A 19673-nucleotide genomic window follows, 5' to 3' on the forward strand; every position below is an offset into this window, starting at 1 on the left:
TTGACGGCGTAGGGCTCACCTGACGGCTTAGAAGCAAGGGGACTTCCGGTGAAACAGGTTGTGCAGAACTACAAGAGCGGCGAGCTGTCGGTGCTCGACGTGCCGGTGCCGGGGTGCAAGCCGGGTGGGGTGCTGGTCCGCAGCGCCTACTCGCTGATCTCCACCGGGACCGAGATGATGAAGGTCTCCGAGGCCGGCATGTCGATGGTGGGCAAGGCCCGCTCGCGTCCGGACCAGGTGGCCAAGGTCATGCAGAGCGTGGCCACCAACGGGCTGCCCGCCACGTACCGCAAGGTGATGGGCAAGCTGGACTCCTACACGCCGCTGGGCTATTCGCTGTGCGGGGTGGTCGAACAGGTCGGCGCGGGGATCGACGATGTGAAGGTCGGCGATCTCGTGGCCTGCGCCGGCAACGAGCACGCGCTGCACGCCGAGTTGAACTGGGTGCCCAGGAACCTCTACGCCCAGGTGCCGGACGGTCTCGCGCCGCAGCACGCCGCCTTCGGCACCGTCGGGTCGATCGCCTTGCAGGGGGTCCGCCAGGGCGAGCCGCAACTCGGCGAGGTGGCGCTGGTCATCGGCCTCGGGTTGATCGGGCAGCTGGTGGTGCAGCTCCTCGCCGCCTCGGGGGTGCGCGTCGTCGGGGCCGACCCCGACCCCGTGCGCTGCGAACTCGCCGAGGGCCTGGGCGCCGTGGCCTGCGGCGATCCCGCGTCCGCGGCCGTGGAGACCGCCGTCGCCGAGCTGACCGGCGGTCACGGTGTGGACCAGGTGTACCTGGCCGCCGGCGGCGGCAGCAACCAACCCGTGGAGCTGGCTGCCCACTTGAGCCGGGACCGCGGCCGGGTCGTCGACATCGGCAAGTGCCGCCTGGACCTGCCGTGGAACGCGTACTACGAGAAGGAGCTCGACGTCCGGTTCTCCCGCTCGTACGGCCCCGGGCGCTACGACCCGGAGTACGAGCTGGAGGGGCGGGACTACCCGATCGGCTACGTGCGCTGGACGGAGCGCCGCAACCTGGCGTGCTTCCTCGACCTCCTCGCCCGCGGCCGCGTCGACGTGGAACCCCTGGTCTCCCACATCGCCGACTTCGACGACGCCGTCGAGACGTACCGGAGCCTCAAGGACGGCGACCTCAAGGCCGTGGCCGTGCTGTTCCGGTACCCCGAAGCCGCGGGAGAGGAGAAGGCGCAGGCCCCGGCGGTGGCGCTGCCCGCGGTGCGACGCGCTGCCAAGGCGAGCACCCCGGCCCGGCCCGCGCTCGCCCGATCCGCAGGGGCTCCGGTGCGCCTCGCGTTCGTCGGCGCGGGCAACTACGCGACGTCGATGCTGCTGCCGCACCTGGCCCAGCGCGAGGGCGTCTCGCTGTCCACCGTCGTCACCACGACGGCGCTGTCCGCGGCCAACGCGCAGCGGAAGTTCGGCTTCGCCCAGGCGACCACCGATCTCGACGCCGTGCTCGGGGACAAGTCCATCGACGCCGTGTTCGTGGTCACCCGGCACAGCTCGCACGCCGACCTGACCCGTAAGGCGCTGCTCGCCGGCAAGACGGTGTTCGTGGAGAAGCCCCTGGCCCTCACCGAGGACGAACTGGCCGGCGTGCTCGCGGCGGTGGAGGAGTCCGGCAACGACCGGTTGCAGGTGGGCTTCAACCGCCGCTTCGCGCCGCTGCTGCGGGAGGCCAGGAACCGGTTCGGCGCCCGGAGCGGTCCGGCGAGCCTGCGCTACCTGGTCAACGCGGGCCGGCTGCAGCACGGCAGCTGGTACCTCCAGCAGGGCACGGAGGGCACGCGGTTCGCCGGCGAGGGCGGCCACTTCATCGACACGGCGAGCTGGCTGCTGGAGGCCGACCCGGTCTCGGTGTACGCCGTCGCCCCGTCCGGCAACGAGGACCTGCAGGTCGTCCTGCGCTACCCGGACGGCTCCACCGCCACCCTCAGCTACGTCACCACCGGCGCGCCCGGCTTCCCCAAGGAGACGCTGGACCTCGTCGCGGACGGCAAGGTGCTCAAGCTCGACGACTTCGTCCGCGCCTCGGTGTACGGCCGCAAGCGGTGGGTCAGCTCGCGGCTGCCCAAGGCCCGGGACAAGGGCCAGTCCGCCGAACTGGCCTCGTTCATCAAGGCCGTGCGCACCGGCGGGCCGATGCCGGTGCCGCTGGAGTCGCTGGTCGCCACCACGGCGGCCACCCTCGCCGTGCGGGCCGCCCTGGTCGGCGGCGCGCCGGTGACCTTGGCGAGGCCGCTGTGACCATGAGCCCGGGATGGTACCTGCGGCGGCTGTCCCGGATGGGACCGCAGGAGGTCGGCGGCCGGATCGGCGACGCGGTGCGCAGGCGCCGGTGGCGGTCGGCGCCACCGCACTGCCCGAACGTGACCGGCGCCCGGTTCACCGCCGTCCTGCCCGCCGGGGCGATCGACGCGGTGTCGCCGGGCGCCGCGAAGCGCCTCGTCGCCGAGGCGGACCGGTTGATGGACGGTCACGCCGAGTTCTTCGGGGTGGACCGTGACGACCTGGCCGCCCCGGACTGGTGGCGCGACCCGAAGACCGGGCGCCGGGCGCCGTCCGGTTACGCCTTCGACGTGCCGTACCGCGACGAGGACGCGGTCGGGGACGTCAAGCAGATCTGGGAGCCGTCCCGGCACCAGTACCTGACCGTGCTCGCCGCCGCCCACGCGATCACCGGGAACGAGCGGTACGCCGAGCGCGTGGCCGAGCACCTGCGGTCGTGGTGGGAGGCCAACCCGCCGCTGCGCGGCGTGCACTGGATCAGCGGCATCGAGCTGGGCATCCGGCTGCTGTCCTGGGTGTGGATCCGCCGGCTGCTCGACGGCTGGCAGGGCGCGGCCGCCCTGTTCGAGGGCAACCCGGTGGCGCTGGACCAGATCTGGCACCACCAGCGCTGGCTGGCCGCCTTCCCCAGCCGGGGGTCCTCGGCGAACAACCACGTCATCGCCGAGGCGGCCGGGCAGTTCGCCGCGGCCTGCGCGTTCGGCTGGTTCCCCTCCTCGGAGCGCTGGCGCTCCGACGCGCTGCGGTCGCTGGAGCGGCACCTGCGGGGCAACAGCTTCCCCTCCGGCCTCAACCGCGAGCTGGCCACCGAGTACCACGGACTCGTCCTGGAGCTCGGTCTGGCCGCGGTGGCCGAGGCGGACGCCGCCGCCGTGCCGGTCCCCGCGACCGTCCGGCTGGTCCTGCTGCGGATGACCGACGCGCTCGCGGCCGTCGTGGACAACCGGCTGCGGCCGCCGCGCCAGGGGGACGCGGACGACGGGCACGGTCTGGTCGTGGACGGCGCGGGCACCGATCGCTGGGCCTCGCTGCTGGCCACCGGGGACGCCGTGTTCGGCCGGCTCGCCTGGTGGCCGGAGGTGACCGGCAACGATGTGCGCACCCCGCTGCTGGCCGCGCTCCTGCGGCCGTACGGGAAGAGCGGAAGCTCACCGGCCGTGACCCGCCCGGCGAGCCGGCCGGTCCACTTCCCGGACGCGGGGATGACCGTCCTGCGCGGTGGGGAGGAGATCTGGTGCCGCTGCGACGGCGGTCCGCACGGGTTCCTGTCCATCGCCGCGCACGGCCACGCGGACGCGCTGTCCGTGGAGGTGCGGCACGACGGGGTCGACGTGCTCGCAGACCCGGGGACGTTCTGCTACCACGGGCAGCCCGAGTGGCGGCGGTACTTCCGGTCGACCCTGGGCCACAACACCCTGGAGCTGGACGGCACCGACCAGTCCGTCTCCGGCGGCCCGTTCCTGTGGGTCAAGCACGCCCGCAGCCGCGTCCTGGTCGCGGACACCTCCGACGAGAAGGTGGCCCGCTGGTGCGCCGAGCACGACGGCTACCAGCCCTCGGTGCACCGCCGCCGGGTGGAACTGACCGCCGCGAGCCGGGAACTGCGGCTGGTCGACGAGGTGCGCGGCCCGCGCCGGGCCGTGCGCCTGGCCTTCCACCTCGGCCCGGCGATCACCGCGGACCTGACGGGCAACCGGGCCGTGCTGACCTGGACCCGCGACGGCGAGGAGCGCTCTGCGGTGCTCGACCTGCCCGAGGAGCTGTCCTGGCGGGCGCACCGCGGCGAGAGCGACCCGCCGCTGGGCTGGTACTCCGCCGGCTTCGGACGCAAGGAACCCGCCACCACGCTCGTCGGCGCCGGCGTCGCCGACGGTGCGCAGGGGTTTACCACCGTACTCAGGTTCCGCGGCTAGGGGGGCGGGCAGGTGGGGATCACGAGGGGGCTCCGGGGGGCGTTGGCGGCGGCGCCGCTGACGCTGGCCCTGCTGATGGCGACCGGCTGTACGAGCACGTCGGACGCCCCGGCGGAGCCGACGGCCACGCCGTCCGGGCCCGGGCCCGTGGCCGTGGCCCAGGTGTGCGCCAGCCCCGCGGCCGGGCCGGCGGACGCGCCGGCGGGCGCGGTGACGGTCGACCCGGCGGTGGTCGGTGACCTGGCCGCGAAGACCAAGAGCAGCCCCCCGAACACCACGTTCTGGCTCCGACCGGGGACGCACCGGCTCGAACCGGACCGGTACGCCCAGGTCATCCCCAAGGACGGGGACAGCTACCTCGGCGCGCCGGGCGCGGTGCTCGACGGGGGGAAGACCAACCAGTACGCCTTCGGCGGTACCGCCGGCGACGTCGCCGTCCGCTACGTGACCGTGCAGGGTTTCGTCGCGCCGCAGAACGAGGGCGTGGTCAACCACGACTCGGCCGACGGGTGGGTGATCGAGCACGCGACGATCCAGAACAACTCCGGCGCCGGGCTGATGGCCGGTGCCCGCCAGCGGGTCCGCGCCAACTGCCTGCGCGGAAACGGGCAGTACGGCCTGAACGCGTACAAAGCCGGTGCCCCCGTCAGCGATCTGGTGGTCGAGGGCAACGAGATCACGGGCAACAACACCGACGACTGGGAGCGGCGGCAGCAGGGCTGCGGCTGCACCGGAGGCGTCAAGTTCTGGGCCGTCAACGGCGCCGACGTACGCGGCAACTGGGTGCACGACAACCGCGGCGCCGGGTTGTGGGCGGACACCAACAACAACGACTTCCGCATCGAGGACAACGTGCTGGAGGCCAACGACGGTGCCGCGCTGATCTACGAGACCAGCTACAACGCGGTCATCCGGAACAACACGATCCGGCGGAACAACTGGGTCGAGGGCCGCAGAGCCGCCGACCGCGGCGACAACTTCCCCTATCCGACGGTCTACCTGTCCGAGTCCGGCGGCGAACCGCGGGTCCCGGCCCGCACGGACAAGATCGAGATCGACCGGAACGTGCTGGAGGACAACTGGTCCGGGATCACCCTGTGGGAGAACGCCGACCGGTTCTGCAACAGCCCGGCCAACACCTCGTCGGGTGTCTGCACGTTGCTGGTGAAGAACACCGACCGCTGCGCACAGCCGACGATCGCCACCGCGCCGCTCTACGCCGACTGCCGGTGGAAGACCCAGCGGGTCGACATCCACGACAACCGCTTCGTGCTGGACCCGTCCGTCGTCGGGTGCACGGTGAAGTGCGGCCTGATGGCGGTGCTGGCCAACTACGGCACCTATCCGGACTGGTCGCCGTACAAGGGCGAACCGGTGGCCGACGCGATCACCGGAAAGCAGCAGAACCGCTGGCACGACAACGCCTACCTCGGACCGTGGAGCTTCGTCGCCCACGACCCCAGCCGGACGCTCGACTTCGAGCAGTGGCGGGCCGCGCCGTACCAGCAGGACACGGGCAGCACCCTCCAGCCACGGGCCGGTGGTTGAGATGGGCCGGGACCTGACGCACGACGGACTACCGGGCGGACCGGACGGGGCGGCGGAGCCGCCGAGCGAGTCGGAGGTGACCGCGGGCACACGGCCCGGCGCCCGACCGCGCCCCGCCGGCACCCCGAAGGCCGTCGAGCTGGTCTGGGGGCTGCTGATCCTCAACACGCTCGGCTCCGCCGGGGCGCAGACCATCATCCCGCTGCCCCGCTCCCTCATCCAGATGGCCACCATGGGCGCGCTGGTCTCCGCGTTCGCGCTGGCGCTCGTCCTCGATCTCCGGCTGCGCGTCCGGGCCAGCGCACTCCTGTTCCTGCTCACCCTGATGCTGGTGCTGAGCGTGATCTCCAGCGCGCACCTGGAGTCCGGGTTCGGCGCGCTGTTCCGCTGCTTCCGGCTGGCGCTCTTCGTCGGCACGCTGTGGCTGCTCAGCCGCTGGTGGGACGGCGGCCCGACGTTCGTCCGGTACCACATCCGGATGTACTTCGCGGTGCTCGCGACGGTGGCCGCCGGCCTGGTCGTCTCACCGGGCGCGGCCATGCCCGAGCTCTACGGCGGGCGGCTGGTCGGCGCGTTGTGGCCGCTCACCCCGCCGCAGATCGGACAGTACGCCGCGGTGATCACCGGGCTCACCGTGCTGCTCCTCCTGGATCGTCGGACCACCGGGGCCGGCGCGGCGGCGGTCATCGTGCCGTCACTCGTCCTGCTCGCGTTGACCCACACCCGGACGGCCACGCTCGGCCTGATCATCGGCTTGGCGTTGGCGATCGGCTCGCTCATCCTGACCAGCGCCGCCGCCCGACGGTTCTTCGCCTGGGCGGTGCTGTGCGCCACCGCGGCCGCGGTGGGCCTGAGTTCGCTGCTCCGGGCGTGGTTCCTGCGCGGACAGAGCCAGGAGAACTTCTCCAACCTCACCGGTCGGGCCAAGGTCTGGGACGCCCTGCTGGCAGCGCCCCGGACGACCACGGAGCAGCTCTTCGGCACGGGCCTGGGCGACAAGTCGTTCGGCGGGCTGCCGATCGACAACAGCTGGCTGGCCGTCTACAACGAACAGGGTCTGGCCGGCGTCGCCGTCGTGACGGCGATCTTCATCGTGCTGGGCGGCGTCGCGTTGCTGCGGCCGCCGTCGCTGTCGAGGGCCTGCGCGATCTTCCTGATCAGCTACTGCGCGATCGCGTCGTACACCGAGGCCGGGCTGGGCGACGCCTCGCCCTACCTGCTGCACCTGACCGTGGCCGCCTCGCTGCTGGCGGCACCTGCCGCCGCCGCGGCCCTCCCGACGCCCGAAGTCCATCGACGACGCTCAGGGCCTGTCCGGCGGATCTTGCCGGGACCGACGACATCCGCCGGACAGGCCCCAGCGCACCGGGCCCAGAGATCGGAGGGAACCTGAGCATGCGCATCCTCGTGGTGCACAACCGCTACGCCTCGGCGCAGCCGAGCGGGGAGAACAAGGTCGTCGACCAGGAGGTGGGGCTGCTGCGCGAGGCCGGCCACCGGGTCGAGCTGTTCGAGCGGCGCAGCGACGACATCGCCGCCCGGTCCCTGCTGGGCAAGGTCGCGGTGCCGCTGCTGGTGCCGTGGAACCCGGCGGTCCGCGCGGAGCTCGCCGCCCGGCTGCGCACCGAGCGGCCGGACGTGGTGCACGTCCACAACGTCTTCCCCCTCCTGTCGCCCGCGGTGCTGTCCGCCTGCGCCGACGCCGACGTGCCCGCCGTCGCCACGCTGCACAACTACACCCAGGTCTGCCCGCCGGGCACGCTGCAGCGGGACGGCCGGCCGTGCACCGAGTGCGTCGGGGCGTCACCGGTGCCCGCCGTCCGGCACGGCTGCTACCGGAACTCCCGGCTGGCGACGGTGCCGCTCGCGGTCAGCCTGTCGGTCAACCGGCGGCGGTGGTGGTCCGGCGTGGAGCGGTTCTTCTGCATCTCCGCGGCGCAGCGCGACGTCCTGGCGCGGGCCGGCATGCCGCCCGAGCGGCTGGCGGTGAAGCACAACTTCGCGCCCGACCCGGGCGCCTGCCGAACGGGCGCCGGCGAGCACCTGCTCTACCTCGGCCGGCTCGCGGAGGCCAAGGGTGTGCGGCTGCTCATGGCCGCGTGGGACGAGATCGCCGCGGCCGGCGGTGTGGGCGTGCCGCTCGTGGTCGCCGGCGCGGGGCCACTGGAGCGAGAGGTGACCGCCTGGGCGGCGGGCCGGGACGACGTGCGGTACGTCGGCCTGTACGACCCGGACCAGTGCCGGCAGGCCGTCGCGCGGTCGGTCGCAGTGGTGGCTCCCTCGACGTGGCTGGAGGCGTTCGGCCTGGTGGTCGTGGAGGCGATGGCGGCGGGGGTCCCGACCGTCGCCGCCGGTCACGGCGCCTTCGTCGAACTCGTCGAGGACGGGGTGACCGGGCTGCTGCACCAGCCGGGCGAGGCAGCCTCGCTCGCGTCCTGCATACGCCGGATCACGGCCGAGCCGGACCGCAACCAGGAGATGGGCCGGGCGGCCCGGCGCCGTTACGAGCAGGGGTTCAGCCCGGCCGTCGGGCTGGAGCGCCTGGTGGAGGGGTACCGCACCGCGATCGCGGGTCGGTCCGGCGGCGCGGACGGCGCGTCGCCGGTGGGGAACGGAAACGCTGGCTCGCGGCGGGGCACCCGCGCGAGCAGGAATGGGGGCAGTTGATGACACGATGCCGACTCTGCGGCTCGGCGGCGATGGGGAGCGTCGTCGATCTGGGGGCGACCCCGCCGTGTGAGAGCTTTCTCGCCGCGGACCAACTGGACCAGCCGGAACCGGCGTACCCGCTGCACCTGCGGGTCTGCACCGACTGCTGGCTCGCGCAGATCCCTCCGCTGATCACGCCGGAGGAGACGTTCACGCAGTACGCGTACTTCTCCTCCTACTCGACCTCCTGGGTGGAGCACGCACGCACGTTCGTCGCCGATGCCGTCCAGCGGCTGGGTCTCGGCCGCGACGCCTTCGTGGTCGAGGTCGCGAGCAACGACGGGTACCTGCTCAGGCACGTGGTGGACCGGGGGATCCGCTGTCTCGGCATCGAACCGTCGGTGAACGTCGGCGCCGCGGCGCGGGACGCGGGTGTGCCCACGCTCACGGCGTTCCTGGACCCGGCCACCGGCTCGGCCGTCCGCGCCGAGCACGGCCCGGCGGACCTGGTCGTGGCCAACAACGTGTACGCGCACATCCCCGACGTGGTCGGGTTCACCCGGGGGCTGCGCGCCCTGGTGTCCGACGACGGCTGGGTCTCCATCGAGGTGCAGCACCTGCTGACCCTGATCGAGGAGAACCAGTACGACACGATCTACCACGAGCACTTCCAGTACTACACGGTCGCGTCCGCGATCCGGGCGCTGGCGAGCGGCGGACTCACGCTCGTGGACGTCGAGCTGCTGCCCACGCACGGCGGCTCCATCCGGCTGTGGGCCCGGCCGGCCGAGGCGGCCGGCGAGCCGACCCGGCGGGTGGCCGACGTGCTGGGCCGGGAGAAGGCCGCCGGGCTCCAGGAGCTGTCCGGGTACACCGAGTTCTCCGCTCGGGTGGCCAAGGTGCGCCGGGACCTCCTGCGGTTCCTCATCGACGCGGCCGAGCGCGGCGAGACGGTCGTCGGCTACGGCGCCCCGGGCAAGGGCAACACCCTGCTCAACCACTGCGGCATCCGGCCCGACCTTCTCCCGTACACGGTCGACCGGAACCCCTACAAGCACGGCAGGTTCACCCCGGGCACCCGCATCCCGATCCTGCCGCCCGAGCAGATCCGCACCGACCGGCCGGACTACGTCCTCGTCCTCCCGTGGAACCTGCGGGCCGAGCTGGTCGAGCAGTTGTCCTTCGTGCACGAGTGGGGCGGCCGGCTGGTCTTCCCCGTCCCGGAACTGAGCATTGTCGAGGTCAAGCCATGAAGGTCGTACTGTTCTGCGGCGGTTACGGGCTGCGGATGCGCAGCGGAGCCTCCGACGACATGCCCAAGCCGATGGCGATGGTCGGCCCGCGGCCGCTGATCTGGCACGTCATGCGCTACTACGCGTACTTCGGGCACACGGAGTTCATCCTGTGTCTCGGGTACGGCGCTCACCACATCAAGAACTTCTTCCTCAACTACGAGGAGACGACGTCCAACGACTTCGTGCTGCGGGGCGGGCAGACCGAGCTGCTGTCCACCGACATCGCCTCCTGGACGATCACGTTCGCGCAGACCGGCATCGAGTCGCCGATCGGAGAGCGGCTGCGCCGGGTGCGGCACCACCTGGACGGCGACGAGATGTTCCTCGCCAACTACGCCGACGTGCTCACCGACGCCCCACTGCCGGAGATGATCGACCGGTTCGCCCAGCGCGACGCCGGGGCGTCGATGATGGTGGTGCCGCCGCAGTCCTCGTTCCACTGCGTGGAGTTGGGCGAGGACAACCTCGTGGGGGGCATCACCGCGGTGAGCGAACTGCCGCTGTGGGAGAACGGCGGCTACTTCGTGCTCCGCCAGGAGGTCTTCGACCACATCCCGGAGAACGGGGACCTGGTCGCCGACGGATGTTCCCAACTGGCCAAGCGCGGCCGGCTGGTGGCACACCAGCACCGCGGCTTCTGGAAGCCGACCGACACCGTGAAGGAGCGGGCCGCGCTCGACGCCGCCTACGCGCGGGGCGACCGCCCGTGGGCCGTGTGGGAACGGGACGGCTCCGGCGTGAGGACCGCGTGATCCGGCTCGGGGCCGGGCGCCTGGAGCGGATCGTCGCGGTGGGGGCGCACTGCGACGACATCGCCATCGGCGCCGGCGGCACGCTGCTGACGATGTGCCTGGCGCGGCCGGGTCTGCGGGTCGACGCGCTGGTGCTCTCCGGCGGTGGGGGCGAGCGGGAGCAGGAGGAGCGGGCCGCGCTCGCCGCCTTCTGCCCGGGCGCCGAACTGCACCTGACCGTCCTCAAGCTGCCGGACGGCCGGGTGCCCGCGCACTGGGAGGAGGCCAAGGCCGCGGTGGAGGAGCTGCGCGCGCAGACCGAGCCGGATCTGGTCCTCGCCCCGCGCACCGAGGACGCGCACCAGGATCACCGCGGCCTGGCGAAGCTGGTGACCACCGCGTTCCGCGACCACCTCGTGCTCGGCTACGAGATCGTCAAGTGGGACGGCGATCTCGGCCGTCCGGCGGCCTACCAGCCGCTGTCCCCGGAGACCGCCGAACAGAAGGTGCGGCTGCTGCAGGAGCACTACCCCTCGCAACGGCACCGGCCCTGGTACGACCGGGAGGCCTTCCTCGGGCTGGCGCGGATCCGCGGCATCGAATGCCACGCGCGCTACGCCGAGGCGTTCGCCGCCACCAAAGTCACGCTCGATCTGGGCACTCTCAACCTGGGGGATGAACCATGCGCGTACTGCTGACCGGGCACCAGGGCTACCTGGGCACCGTGATGGCCCCGGTCCTCGCGGCCGCCGGGCACGAAGTCGTCGGGCTGGACGCCGGCCTGTTCGCGGACTGCGTCCTCGGCCCGACGCCCGCCGACCCGCCCGGGCGGCGGGTGGACCTGCGCGACGTCACGGCCGACCACGTGGCCGGGGTGGACGCCGTGATCCACCTGGCCGCGCTGTCCAACGACCCGCTGGGCTCGCTGGCCCCGGACCTCACCTACGACATCAACCACCACGCCTCCGTACGGCTGGCCAAGCTGGCCCGCGACGCCGGAGTGCGGCGCTTCCTGTACGCCTCGACCTGCTCCGTCTACGGCGCCGCCGGCGGAGACGACCTGGTGGGTGAGGACGCCCCGCTGCGCCCGGTGACGCCGTACGCGGAGTCCAAGGTGCGGGTGGAGGACGACCTGCACGACCTGGCCGACGGCGAGTTCAGCCCGGTGTACATGCGCAACGCCACCGCCTTCGGCTACTCGCCCCGGCTGCGCGCCGACATCGTGCTGAACAACCTGGTGGGCCACGCGCTCCTGTCCGGCGAGGTGCTGGTGCTCTCCGACGGCACCCCCTGGCGCCCGCTGGTGCACGCCGCCGACATCGCCCGGGCCTTCGCCGCCGCGCTGACCGCGCCGCGGGAAGCGGTGCACGACCGGGCGTTCAACATCGGCAGCGAGATCAACAATGTCACGGTCGCCGAGATCGCCGGGCAGGTCGCCGAGGCGGTGGACGGCTCGCGGGTGGTGATCACCGGGGAGAACGGTGCCGATCCGCGGTCGTACCGGGTGGACTTCTCGCGGTTCCGCGCCGCGCTCCCCGGTTTCGACTGCGAGTGGACGGTGAAGCAGGGAGCACTCGAACTCGCCGACGCCTACCGGAAGTTCGGTCTGACCCGGGAGGCCTTCGAGCGACGCTTCACCCGGCTGGCCGTGCTGCGCGAGGCGTCCGAGGCCGGCGCCGTCGACGACACCCTGCGGTGGCGCCGATGACCGCGCTCGGCGAGGAGATGTACGAACTGGTGGAGCGGATGTACCCGCTCTGCCGGAGCATCACCGGCGACGGTGTGCGCGCCACCCTGGACATCGTCCGCGAGTACCTTCCGCTGCAGGTGCACGAGGTGCCGACCGGGACGCAGGTGCTCGACTGGACGGTGCCGCAGGAGTGGAACATCCGGGACGCGTACATCGCCGACAGCGCCGGCAACCGGGTCGTCGACTTCGCCGCGTCCAGCCTGCACGTGCTCGGCTACAGCGTGCCGGTGGCGGCGACCATGCCGCTGAGCGAGCTGCGCGGACACCTGCACACCCTGCCGGACCAGCCGACCCTGGTTCCGTACCGCACCAGCTACTACGCACCGGACTGGGGGTTCTGCCTGTCCCAGGAGACCCTGGACGCGATGCCGGACGGCGAGTACGAGGTGCGCATCGACTCCACGATCGCCGACGGCCACCTCACCTACGCCGAGCACGTCGTCCCCGGTCAGGTCGCCGACGAGGTGATCGTCTCCTGCCACGTCTGCCACCCGTCGCTGGCCAACGACAACCTGGCGGGCATCGCGGTGGCGACGTTCCTGGCCCGGGAGCTGGCGCAGCGCACGCCCTGGTGCACCTACCGGTTCATCTTCGCCCCGGGCACCATCGGGGCGATCACCTGGCTGGCCCGCAACGCGGAGCGGGTGGAGCGGGTCAAGCACGGGCTGGTGCTGGCCTGCGCCGGCGACCCGGGCCGGCTGACGTACAAGCAGAGCAGGCGCGGCGACGCGGAGATCGACCGGGTGCTGCGGCACGTCCTGGCCGCATCCGAACGCCCGCACCGCGTCGCCGAGTTCACACCGTACGGCTACGACGAGCGGCAGTTCTGCTCGCCCGGGTTCGATCTCGGCGTCGGTTCGCTCACCCGGACCCCGTACGCCGGGTACCCCGAGTACCACACCTCGGCGGACAACCTGGACTTCATCTCCCCGGAGGCGATGGCGGACACCCTCGCCGTCTGCCGCGAGGCGTTCGCGCTGCTCGACCGCAACCGGCGCTACCTCAACCTCAGCCCGTACGGCGAACCACAGCTGGGCCGGCGAGGGTTGTACGACTCGCTCGGCGGCCGCAGCGACGCCAAGCAGGCCCAGATGGCCATGCTCTGGGTGCTCAGCATGTCCGACGGCGAGCACAGCCTGTTGGACGTCGCCGAGCGGTCCGGGCTGCCGTTCGACACGGTCGCCGTCGCGGCCGGCGCCCTGGAGGGCGCCGGGCTGATCAAGGCATGACGCGGATGACCACCGAGGGGGTGAAGACGACGACGGCCGGTCCGTCCGGGGAGACCGGGCGGACCGCCAAGCGAGGCGTGCTCGGCCGGCTGTCCTGGGGACTGGCCGACCAGGCGGCCTCCAGCATGACCAACTTCGCGGTGGGCATCTACGTGGCACGCTCGCTGGGGGTGACCGCGTTCGGCGTGTTCAGCCTGGCCTGGCTGACCTACGGCGTGGTGCTCAACGTCGCCCGCGGGCTGGCCACCGACCCGCTCGTGGTGCGCTTCAGCGGCGTGCCGGACGCGCCCTGGCGCGCGGCGGCGGCCCGGTCGACGGGTGCCGCGCTCGGCGTCGGTGCCACCCTCGGAGCGGTGTGCCTGCTGGTCGGGCTCGGCCTCGGCGGCCGCGTGGGGCCCGCCTTCGCCTGCCTCGGCGTCGCACTGCCGGCGCTGCTGCTCCAGGACTCCTGGCGGTTCGCGTTCTTCGCCGCCGGCACCGGGAAGAAGGCGTTCGCCAACGACCTCGTGCAGGGCGTCGCGCTCGTCCCGGCCATGCTCCTGGCGGCCCGCGTGGGCAGCGTGGCCGCCTTCGTGCTGGCCTGGGGCGCCTCCGCCGCGGTGGCCGCCGGGTACGGCTGCCTCCAGTCCGGCATCCGGCCCCGAGCGACCGAGGCCCGCGGGTGGCTCCGCGAACAGCGCGATCTCGGCTCCCGGTACCTGGTCGAGAACGTCAGCCTCAGCGGCGCGAGCCAGCTGCGGGCGTACGGGCTCGGCGTGATCGTCGGGGTCGGCGCGGTGGGTGCGGTCCGGGGCGCCGAGCTGCTGCTCGGCCCGTTCCTCGCCCTGCTGATGGGGCTGTCGCTGGTCACCGTGGCGGAGGCGGCACGGGTGCTGAGGCAGGCACCGCAGCGGCTCGGCAGGTTCTGCCTCCTGCTGGGCGGTGGGCAGGCCGCCGCCGCGCTGCTGTGGGGCGCGGCGCTGCTGCTGATGCCGGACCGGGCCGGCGAGCTCGTCCTCGGCGACGTCTGGCACTCCGCCTCGGAGCTCATCGTGCCGGCCACGCTCGGCGTCGCCGGCGCCGGCCTCGGCAGCGGCGCGGCGGCCGGGCTGCGCGCGCTCGCCGCGGCCCGGCGCAGCCTGCGCTGCCAGCTGTTCGCCTCCGCCTGCTACCTCGGCGGCGGGCTCGGCGGGGCGGCCGCGGCCGGCACGGTCGGCTCGGCCTGGGGCGTCGCCGCCGCGACCGCCTGCGGCTCGGCCGTCTGGTGGCTGCAACTGCGGACCGCCCTGCGCGAGCGCCACCGCCACCCTCTCCCCATCCCCGACATGAGGACACCATGACCGCCCTTCCCCGGTTGAGCATCGGGCTGCCCGTCTACAACGGCGAGAAATACCTCGCCGAGTCGCTCGACGCCCTGCTCGGCCAGACCTACGAGGACTTCGAGCTGGTCATCTCCGACAACGCCTCGACCGACGCGACCCAGGACATCTGCCGCCGGTACGCCGCGCGGGACTCGCGCATCCGCTACCTCCGGCTGCCCCGGAACATCGGCGCCGCGCCGAACCACAACCACGTGTTCACCGAGTGCCGTGGCGAGCTGTTCAAGTGGGCCTCGCACGACGACCTGTACGCCCGGGACCTGCTGCTGCGCTGCGTGGAGGCGCTGGACGAGCGGCCGGACGTGATCCTCGCGCACTCCGGCCAGGCGGTCATCGACGGCGACGGCAAGGTGAAGGTCCCCTACGAGTACGGGCTCGCCACCGACTCGCCGCACGCGCCGGAGCGCTTCCGCAGTCTGCTGTTCGAGCCCGGTGGCGACGACTTCTACGGGGTGATGCGGGCCGACGTGCTGCGCCGGGTGAAGCCGCACGACAGCTACCACCATGCGGACCGCACGTTCGTCGCCGAGATCACCCTGCACGGGCCCTTCCACCAGGTGCCGGAACTGCTGTACTTCCGCCGCGACCACCCCACCCGCGCCGAGCGGGCGAACCCTTCCAAGCGCTCCCGGTGCGTCAACCTGGATCCGCGCCGGGCAGGCCTGCTGCACCCGACGCCCCGGCTGCTCGCCGAGTACGTCGGGGGCTTCGCCTCGGCGATCCGGCGGGCGCCGTTGTCCCCGGAGGACCGGCGCGCGTGCTACCGCCACCTGGTCGCATGGATGACCAGCCGGCTCCGGCCGGGCGCCGGCGAGCGGGTCGAGGACCGCGCCCCGGTCGAGCCGGCCCTGCTCACCGTCTCCGTCGACGCCCTCGTGGCCGGACGCGAGGGGAGGCAGGGATGACGTCCGCGGACGGAACTCCGGTGCGCGTCGGGGTGTTCGGCCTGCTCGGCTCCGGCAACCTCGGCAACGACGGGTCGCTGGAGGCCGTGCTCGGCTACCTCCGCACCGAACACCCGGAGGCGGTCGTGGACGCGCTGTGCGGCGGACCCGAGGTCGTCACGGCCCGGTACCGGATCCCCGCGACGCGGCTGCACTGGTACCGCGGGGAGTACCGGACCGCATCGCGGGCGGGCGCGATCGCGGCGAAGGGCCTGGGCAAACTCGTCGACGCCGTCCGCACCGCTGCCTGGGTGCGCCGGCACGACGTGGTGATCGTGCCAGGCATGGGCGTCCTGGAGGCCACGCTGCCGCTGCGGCCGTGGGGCTTCCCGTACGCGCTGTTCCTGCTCTGCGCATCCGGCCGGCTGTTCGGCACGCGAGTGGCGCTGGTCGGCGTCGGCGCCGCCCCGATCGGCAACCGGCCCACCCGGGCCCTGGTGCGCTGGTCGGCGCGGCTGGCCGCGTACCGGTCTTACCGGGACGCCCTGTCCCGCGACGCGATGCGGGCGATGGGCGTGGACACCGTGCGGGACGAGGTCTACCCGGACCTCGCCTTCTGCCTGCCGACGCCGCCGGCGAACGCGTCCTCGGGTCCGCCAGGCCCGGTCTGCGTCGGCATCATGGACTTCCACGGCGGCAACGACGACCGCGTCCGGGCCGAGGAGATCCACCGGCGCTACCTCGACGGGACGACCCGCTTCGTCCGCGCGCTGGTCGAGGACGGCAGGCCGGTCCGGCTGCTCACCGGCGACGAGGTCGACGTTCCGGTGGTCGCCGCGATCCTCGACGCGGTGGACTCGCCGCTGGTCACCGCCGCCGAGGCGGCCTCACTGACCGACCTGATGAAGGAGGCGGCGGCTGCCGACGCCGTGGTGGCGACCCGGTACCACAACCTGGTCTGCGCGCTGAAGGTCGGCACGCCGGCGCTCGCACTGAGCTATGCGGCGAAGAGCGACGCGCTCATGGCCCAGATGGGGCTGGGCGCGTACTGCCACCCGGCCCGCGAGGTCGACGCCGACCTGCTGATCGCGCAGTTCCGGGAGCTGGAGCAGCGATCGGCGGAGCTGCGACGAACCCTCACCGCGCGGAACCTGGCGGCCACCCGCCGCCTTGAGCACCAGTTCACCGCCTTGACCGCGGCCCTCTTCCCGACGACCGACCACGACCACCATGACCACGCCCATGCTCTGAGGGAGGCGCCGTGAAGGCGACCGAAGTCCCGGCGATCGCCGGCGCGTACCTGTTCGAGCCGACTCCGTACGCCGACGAGCGCGGCTTCTTCTGCCGCACCTTCGACGCCGACGTGGTCCGCTCGGTGGGCCTCGACCCGAACGCCTTCGTCCAGCACAGCGTGTCCCGCTCGGTCCGGGGCGTGCTGCGCGGCCTGCACCTGCGCTCCGGTGCCGGCGAGGCCAAGCTGGTGCGGTGCTCGTACGGGAGGGTCTTCGACGTCGTCGTGGACCTGCGGACGGACTCGCCGACCTACCGAGGCCGGGCCTTCTTCGAGCTGTCCGGCGAGACACAGGTGAGCGTGTACATCCCGGCGGGGTGCGCGCACGGCTTCCAGGCGCTGACCGAAACCGCCGACGTCTCGTACCGGATCGACCGCCCGCACGATCCGGCCGAGGACGTGACGATCGCCTTCGACGACCCGGAGCTCGCCATCCCCTGGCCGCTGCCGGCCCTGTCGATGTCCAAGCGGGACCGGGAGGCACCGAGCCTCGCCGAGGTCCTGCGGCAGAAGGAGAAATGAGGCCGGCGTGAACATCCAAGTCACCGACGAATCCGGAGAGTTCGCCCTGCCCCGGTCGCGGGCGGCGAACGAGCGGCTGCACGCCCTGATCCCCGGGGGCGCGCACACCTACGCCAAGGGCGACGACCAGTACCCCGAGAACCTGGCCCCGGTCATCAGCCACGGCCGCGGTGCCCACGTGTGGGACATCGACGGCAACCGCTACGTCGAGTACGGCTCCGGCCTGCGGTCGGTCAGCCTCGGCCACGCCCACCCACGCGTGCTGGAGGCGGTGCGGCGGGAACTCGACCGCGGCAGCAACTTCGTCCGGCCGTCCATCGTGGAGGTCGAGGCCGCGGAACGCTTCCTGGCCACGGTGCCGACCGCCGAGATGGTGAAGTTCGCGAAGAACGGCTCCGACGTCACCACCGCCGCGGTGCGACTCGCCCGCGCCGTCACCGGGCGCCCGCGGGTGGCCATCTGCGGAGACCATCCGTTCTTCTCCGTCGACGACTGGTTCATCGGCACCACGCCGATGTCCGCCGGAATTCCGGCCGCGATCACCGAGCTCACCGTGGCGTTCCCCTACGGGGACCTGGCCGCCACGGAGGAACTGCTCACCCGGTACCAGGACGAGGTCGCCTGCCTGATCCTCGAACCTGCCGGCCACACCGAGCCGCCGCCCGGGTACCTCGCCGGCCTGCGCGAGCTGGCCGACCGGCACGGCTGCGTACTGATCTTCGATGAGATGATCACCGGCTTCCGCTGGTCCGAGGCGGGCGCCCAGGGCCTGTACGGCGTCGTCCCCGACCTCTCCACGTTCGGCAAGGCGCTGGGCAACGGGTTCGCCGTCTCCGCTCTGGCCGGGCGCCGCGACCTGATGGAGCGGGGCGGGCTGCGCCACTGCGGCGACCGGGTGTTCCTGCTGTCCACCACGCACGGCGCGGAAACGCACTCGCTGGCGGCCGCGATGGCCGTGCAGACCACCTACGTGGAGGAGGGCGTCACCGCTCGGCTGCACGCCCTCGGCGAGCGGTTGGCCGCCGGTGTCCGCGAGGCCGCCGCCGGTATGGGCGTCGGCGACCACCTCGTCGTCCGGGGCCGGCCCAGCAACCTGGTCTTCGCCACCCTCGACGAGAACCGGCAGCCGTCGCAGCAGTACCGCACCCTGTTCCTGCGCCAGCTCCTCGCGGGCGGAGTGCTGGCCCCGTCGTTCGTGGTGAGCAGCGCGCTCGACGACGCCGACATCGACCGCACCGTCGACGTGGTGGCCGGGGCATGTGCCGTGTACCGGAAGGCACTGGACGCCGCTGACCCCACCCCCTGGCTGGCCGGGCGGCCGGTGAAGCCCGTGTTCCGCCGCCTTGCCTGACGCGGCGTCAGCAGCTCTCCCGCCGACCGGCGTCGGGCGGCCGGCCGACCAGCCGGTCGGCGGCCCGGTCGACCAGCCACGCGGTCGCCGGTACCACCGCCAGCGCGGTGCACCAGCCGCCGAGGACGTCGGTTGGGTAGTGCGCGCCCAGAGCGACCTGCGCCCAGCCCATTGCGGCGCCGGCGACCAGCGCCGCGGCGAGCATGAGCAAGGTGCCGGCCGTTCCGCCGAGGCCGGGCCCGTCCCGGCCTCGGCGGCGAGTCGCGAGCATCGCCACCACGAGGGCTAGCGCGGTGACGAAGGCGGTGTGCCCGCTCGGGTAGGACAGGTTGTCGCCGTGGATGGTGCGTCCCACCAGGTGCTTGAGCAGTGTCGCCGTCCCCACGGTCATGCCGACGCCGGCAACGACGAGCACCGCCGCGCAAGGGCGCCGAAACAGTAGACAGCCCGTCATGATGGCCACGACCAGGGCGGAGGCTCCCACCGGCTCACCCAAGGAGTCCATGGCCGGAGCAACGGACCGCCACGGCGACCCCACGCCGTACACCGCCGCCCCGATCCGCGCGTCCATCCTGCCGGGCTCGCTCTCGTCGGCGTACAGGATCCCGAGCGCGACGACCACCAACGCGGCGAAGGCTGCGAACAGCCCGAGCCACACGCGTAGCGACGGGGGCAGCACCGCGGGCGCCGGCCGGCCGGTCAGCAGACCCGAACGCGCCAGCCTGGCCGTCGTCCTGGCACGCGGCATCGGGATCAGCCTCCACTTGTCAACCCAACCGATGATCCGGCGCGGCAAATAGCTGACGGACAGTCACAGAGCCTGAGTCGCAACCTGCTTCGCGGCTTCCCTGAAGTCGGAT

At 72.8% G+C, this 19673-nt stretch carries 16 protein-coding genes; 15 read left to right on the forward strand and 1 reads right to left on the reverse strand.

Annotated features, from left to right (window positions below):
- Nucleotides 1-48 precede the first annotated feature (48 nt).
- The 15 genes from ACWC9T_RS10085 (at nucleotide 49) to ACWC9T_RS10155 (ending at nucleotide 18813) form a co-directional block, all read left to right on the forward strand.
- A complete protein-coding gene (locus tag ACWC9T_RS10085) occupies nucleotides 49-2250 on the forward strand; it encodes a bi-domain-containing oxidoreductase (RefSeq protein ID WP_449820578.1) in 2202 nt (733 codons plus the stop codon).
- The gene (locus ACWC9T_RS10090; RefSeq protein WP_449820579.1) at nucleotides 2247-4205 is read left to right on the forward strand and encodes an alginate lyase family protein; all 1959 of its coding nucleotides are present in this window, start codon (nucleotides 2247-2249) and stop codon (nucleotides 4203-4205) included. Before ACWC9T_RS10085 ends, ACWC9T_RS10090 begins: the two co-directional genes overlap by 4 nt.
- A 75-nt stretch (nucleotides 4206-4280) precedes the next feature.
- Nucleotides 4281-5753, forward strand: a complete 1473-nt coding sequence (locus tag ACWC9T_RS10095; protein ID WP_449820639.1) for a right-handed parallel beta-helix repeat-containing protein — start codon at nucleotides 4281-4283, stop codon at nucleotides 5751-5753.
- Between the two features lies 1 nt (nucleotide 5754).
- The gene (locus ACWC9T_RS10100; protein WP_449820640.1) at nucleotides 5755-7146 is read left to right on the forward strand and encodes an O-antigen ligase domain-containing protein; all 1392 of its coding nucleotides are present in this window, start codon (nucleotides 5755-5757) and stop codon (nucleotides 7144-7146) included.
- Between the two features lie 2 nt (nucleotides 7147-7148).
- A complete protein-coding gene (locus tag ACWC9T_RS10105; RefSeq protein WP_449820580.1) occupies nucleotides 7149-8420 on the forward strand; it encodes a glycosyltransferase in 1272 nt (423 codons plus the stop codon).
- Entirely contained in the window at nucleotides 8420-9655 is a 1236-nt protein-coding gene (locus ACWC9T_RS10110) for a class I SAM-dependent methyltransferase (RefSeq protein WP_449820581.1), read from the forward strand. The genes ACWC9T_RS10105 and ACWC9T_RS10110 overlap by 1 nt, the downstream gene beginning before the upstream one ends.
- The gene (locus tag ACWC9T_RS10115) at nucleotides 9652-10449 is read left to right on the forward strand and encodes a glucose-1-phosphate cytidylyltransferase (RefSeq protein WP_449820582.1); all 798 of its coding nucleotides are present in this window, start codon (nucleotides 9652-9654) and stop codon (nucleotides 10447-10449) included. Before ACWC9T_RS10110 ends, ACWC9T_RS10115 begins: the two co-directional genes overlap by 4 nt.
- Entirely contained in the window at nucleotides 10446-11126 is a 681-nt protein-coding gene (locus tag ACWC9T_RS10120; RefSeq protein WP_449820583.1) for a PIG-L deacetylase family protein, read from the forward strand. Before ACWC9T_RS10115 ends, ACWC9T_RS10120 begins: the two co-directional genes overlap by 4 nt.
- Nucleotides 11111-12136, forward strand: a complete 1026-nt coding sequence (locus ACWC9T_RS10125; protein WP_449820584.1) for an NAD-dependent epimerase/dehydratase family protein — start codon at nucleotides 11111-11113, stop codon at nucleotides 12134-12136. The genes ACWC9T_RS10120 and ACWC9T_RS10125 overlap by 16 nt, the downstream gene beginning before the upstream one ends.
- Nucleotides 12124-13407, forward strand: a complete 1284-nt coding sequence (locus ACWC9T_RS10130; protein ID WP_449820585.1) for a DUF4910 domain-containing protein — start codon at nucleotides 12124-12126, stop codon at nucleotides 13405-13407. Before ACWC9T_RS10125 ends, ACWC9T_RS10130 begins: the two co-directional genes overlap by 13 nt.
- Before the next feature lie 5 nt (nucleotides 13408-13412).
- Nucleotides 13413-14726, forward strand: a complete 1314-nt coding sequence (locus ACWC9T_RS10135) for a hypothetical protein (protein ID WP_449820641.1) — start codon at nucleotides 13413-13415, stop codon at nucleotides 14724-14726.
- On the forward strand, nucleotides 14723-15670 hold the full coding sequence (locus ACWC9T_RS10140) for a glycosyltransferase family 2 protein (protein ID WP_449820586.1): 948 nt from the start codon (nucleotides 14723-14725) through the stop codon (nucleotides 15668-15670). The genes ACWC9T_RS10135 and ACWC9T_RS10140 overlap by 4 nt, the downstream gene beginning before the upstream one ends.
- Nucleotides 15667-16914 (forward strand): polysaccharide pyruvyl transferase family protein, encoded by a 1248-nt coding sequence (locus ACWC9T_RS10145; protein ID WP_449820587.1) that lies wholly within the window; start codon nucleotides 15667-15669, stop codon nucleotides 16912-16914. The genes ACWC9T_RS10140 and ACWC9T_RS10145 overlap by 4 nt, the downstream gene beginning before the upstream one ends.
- Complete coding sequence (locus ACWC9T_RS10150) at nucleotides 16911-17462, forward strand: dTDP-4-dehydrorhamnose 3,5-epimerase family protein (RefSeq protein WP_449820588.1); 552 nt, start codon at nucleotides 16911-16913, stop codon at nucleotides 17460-17462. The genes ACWC9T_RS10145 and ACWC9T_RS10150 overlap by 4 nt, the downstream gene beginning before the upstream one ends.
- Before the next feature lie 13 nt (nucleotides 17463-17475).
- Nucleotides 17476-18813, forward strand: coding sequence for a glutamate-1-semialdehyde 2,1-aminomutase (locus tag ACWC9T_RS10155; protein ID WP_449820642.1), 1338 nt, complete (start codon nucleotides 17476-17478; stop codon nucleotides 18811-18813).
- A 7-nt stretch (nucleotides 18814-18820) separates the two neighbouring features.
- On the opposite strand, the gene ACWC9T_RS10160 is transcribed toward ACWC9T_RS10155, so the two are convergent.
- Nucleotides 18821-19516, reverse strand: a complete 696-nt coding sequence (locus tag ACWC9T_RS10160; protein WP_449820643.1) for a phosphatase PAP2 family protein — start codon at nucleotides 19514-19516, stop codon at nucleotides 18821-18823.
- Nucleotides 19517-19673: the final 157 nt, after the last annotated feature.

Source organism: Kitasatospora sp. NPDC001159 (genome assembly GCF_053598235.1).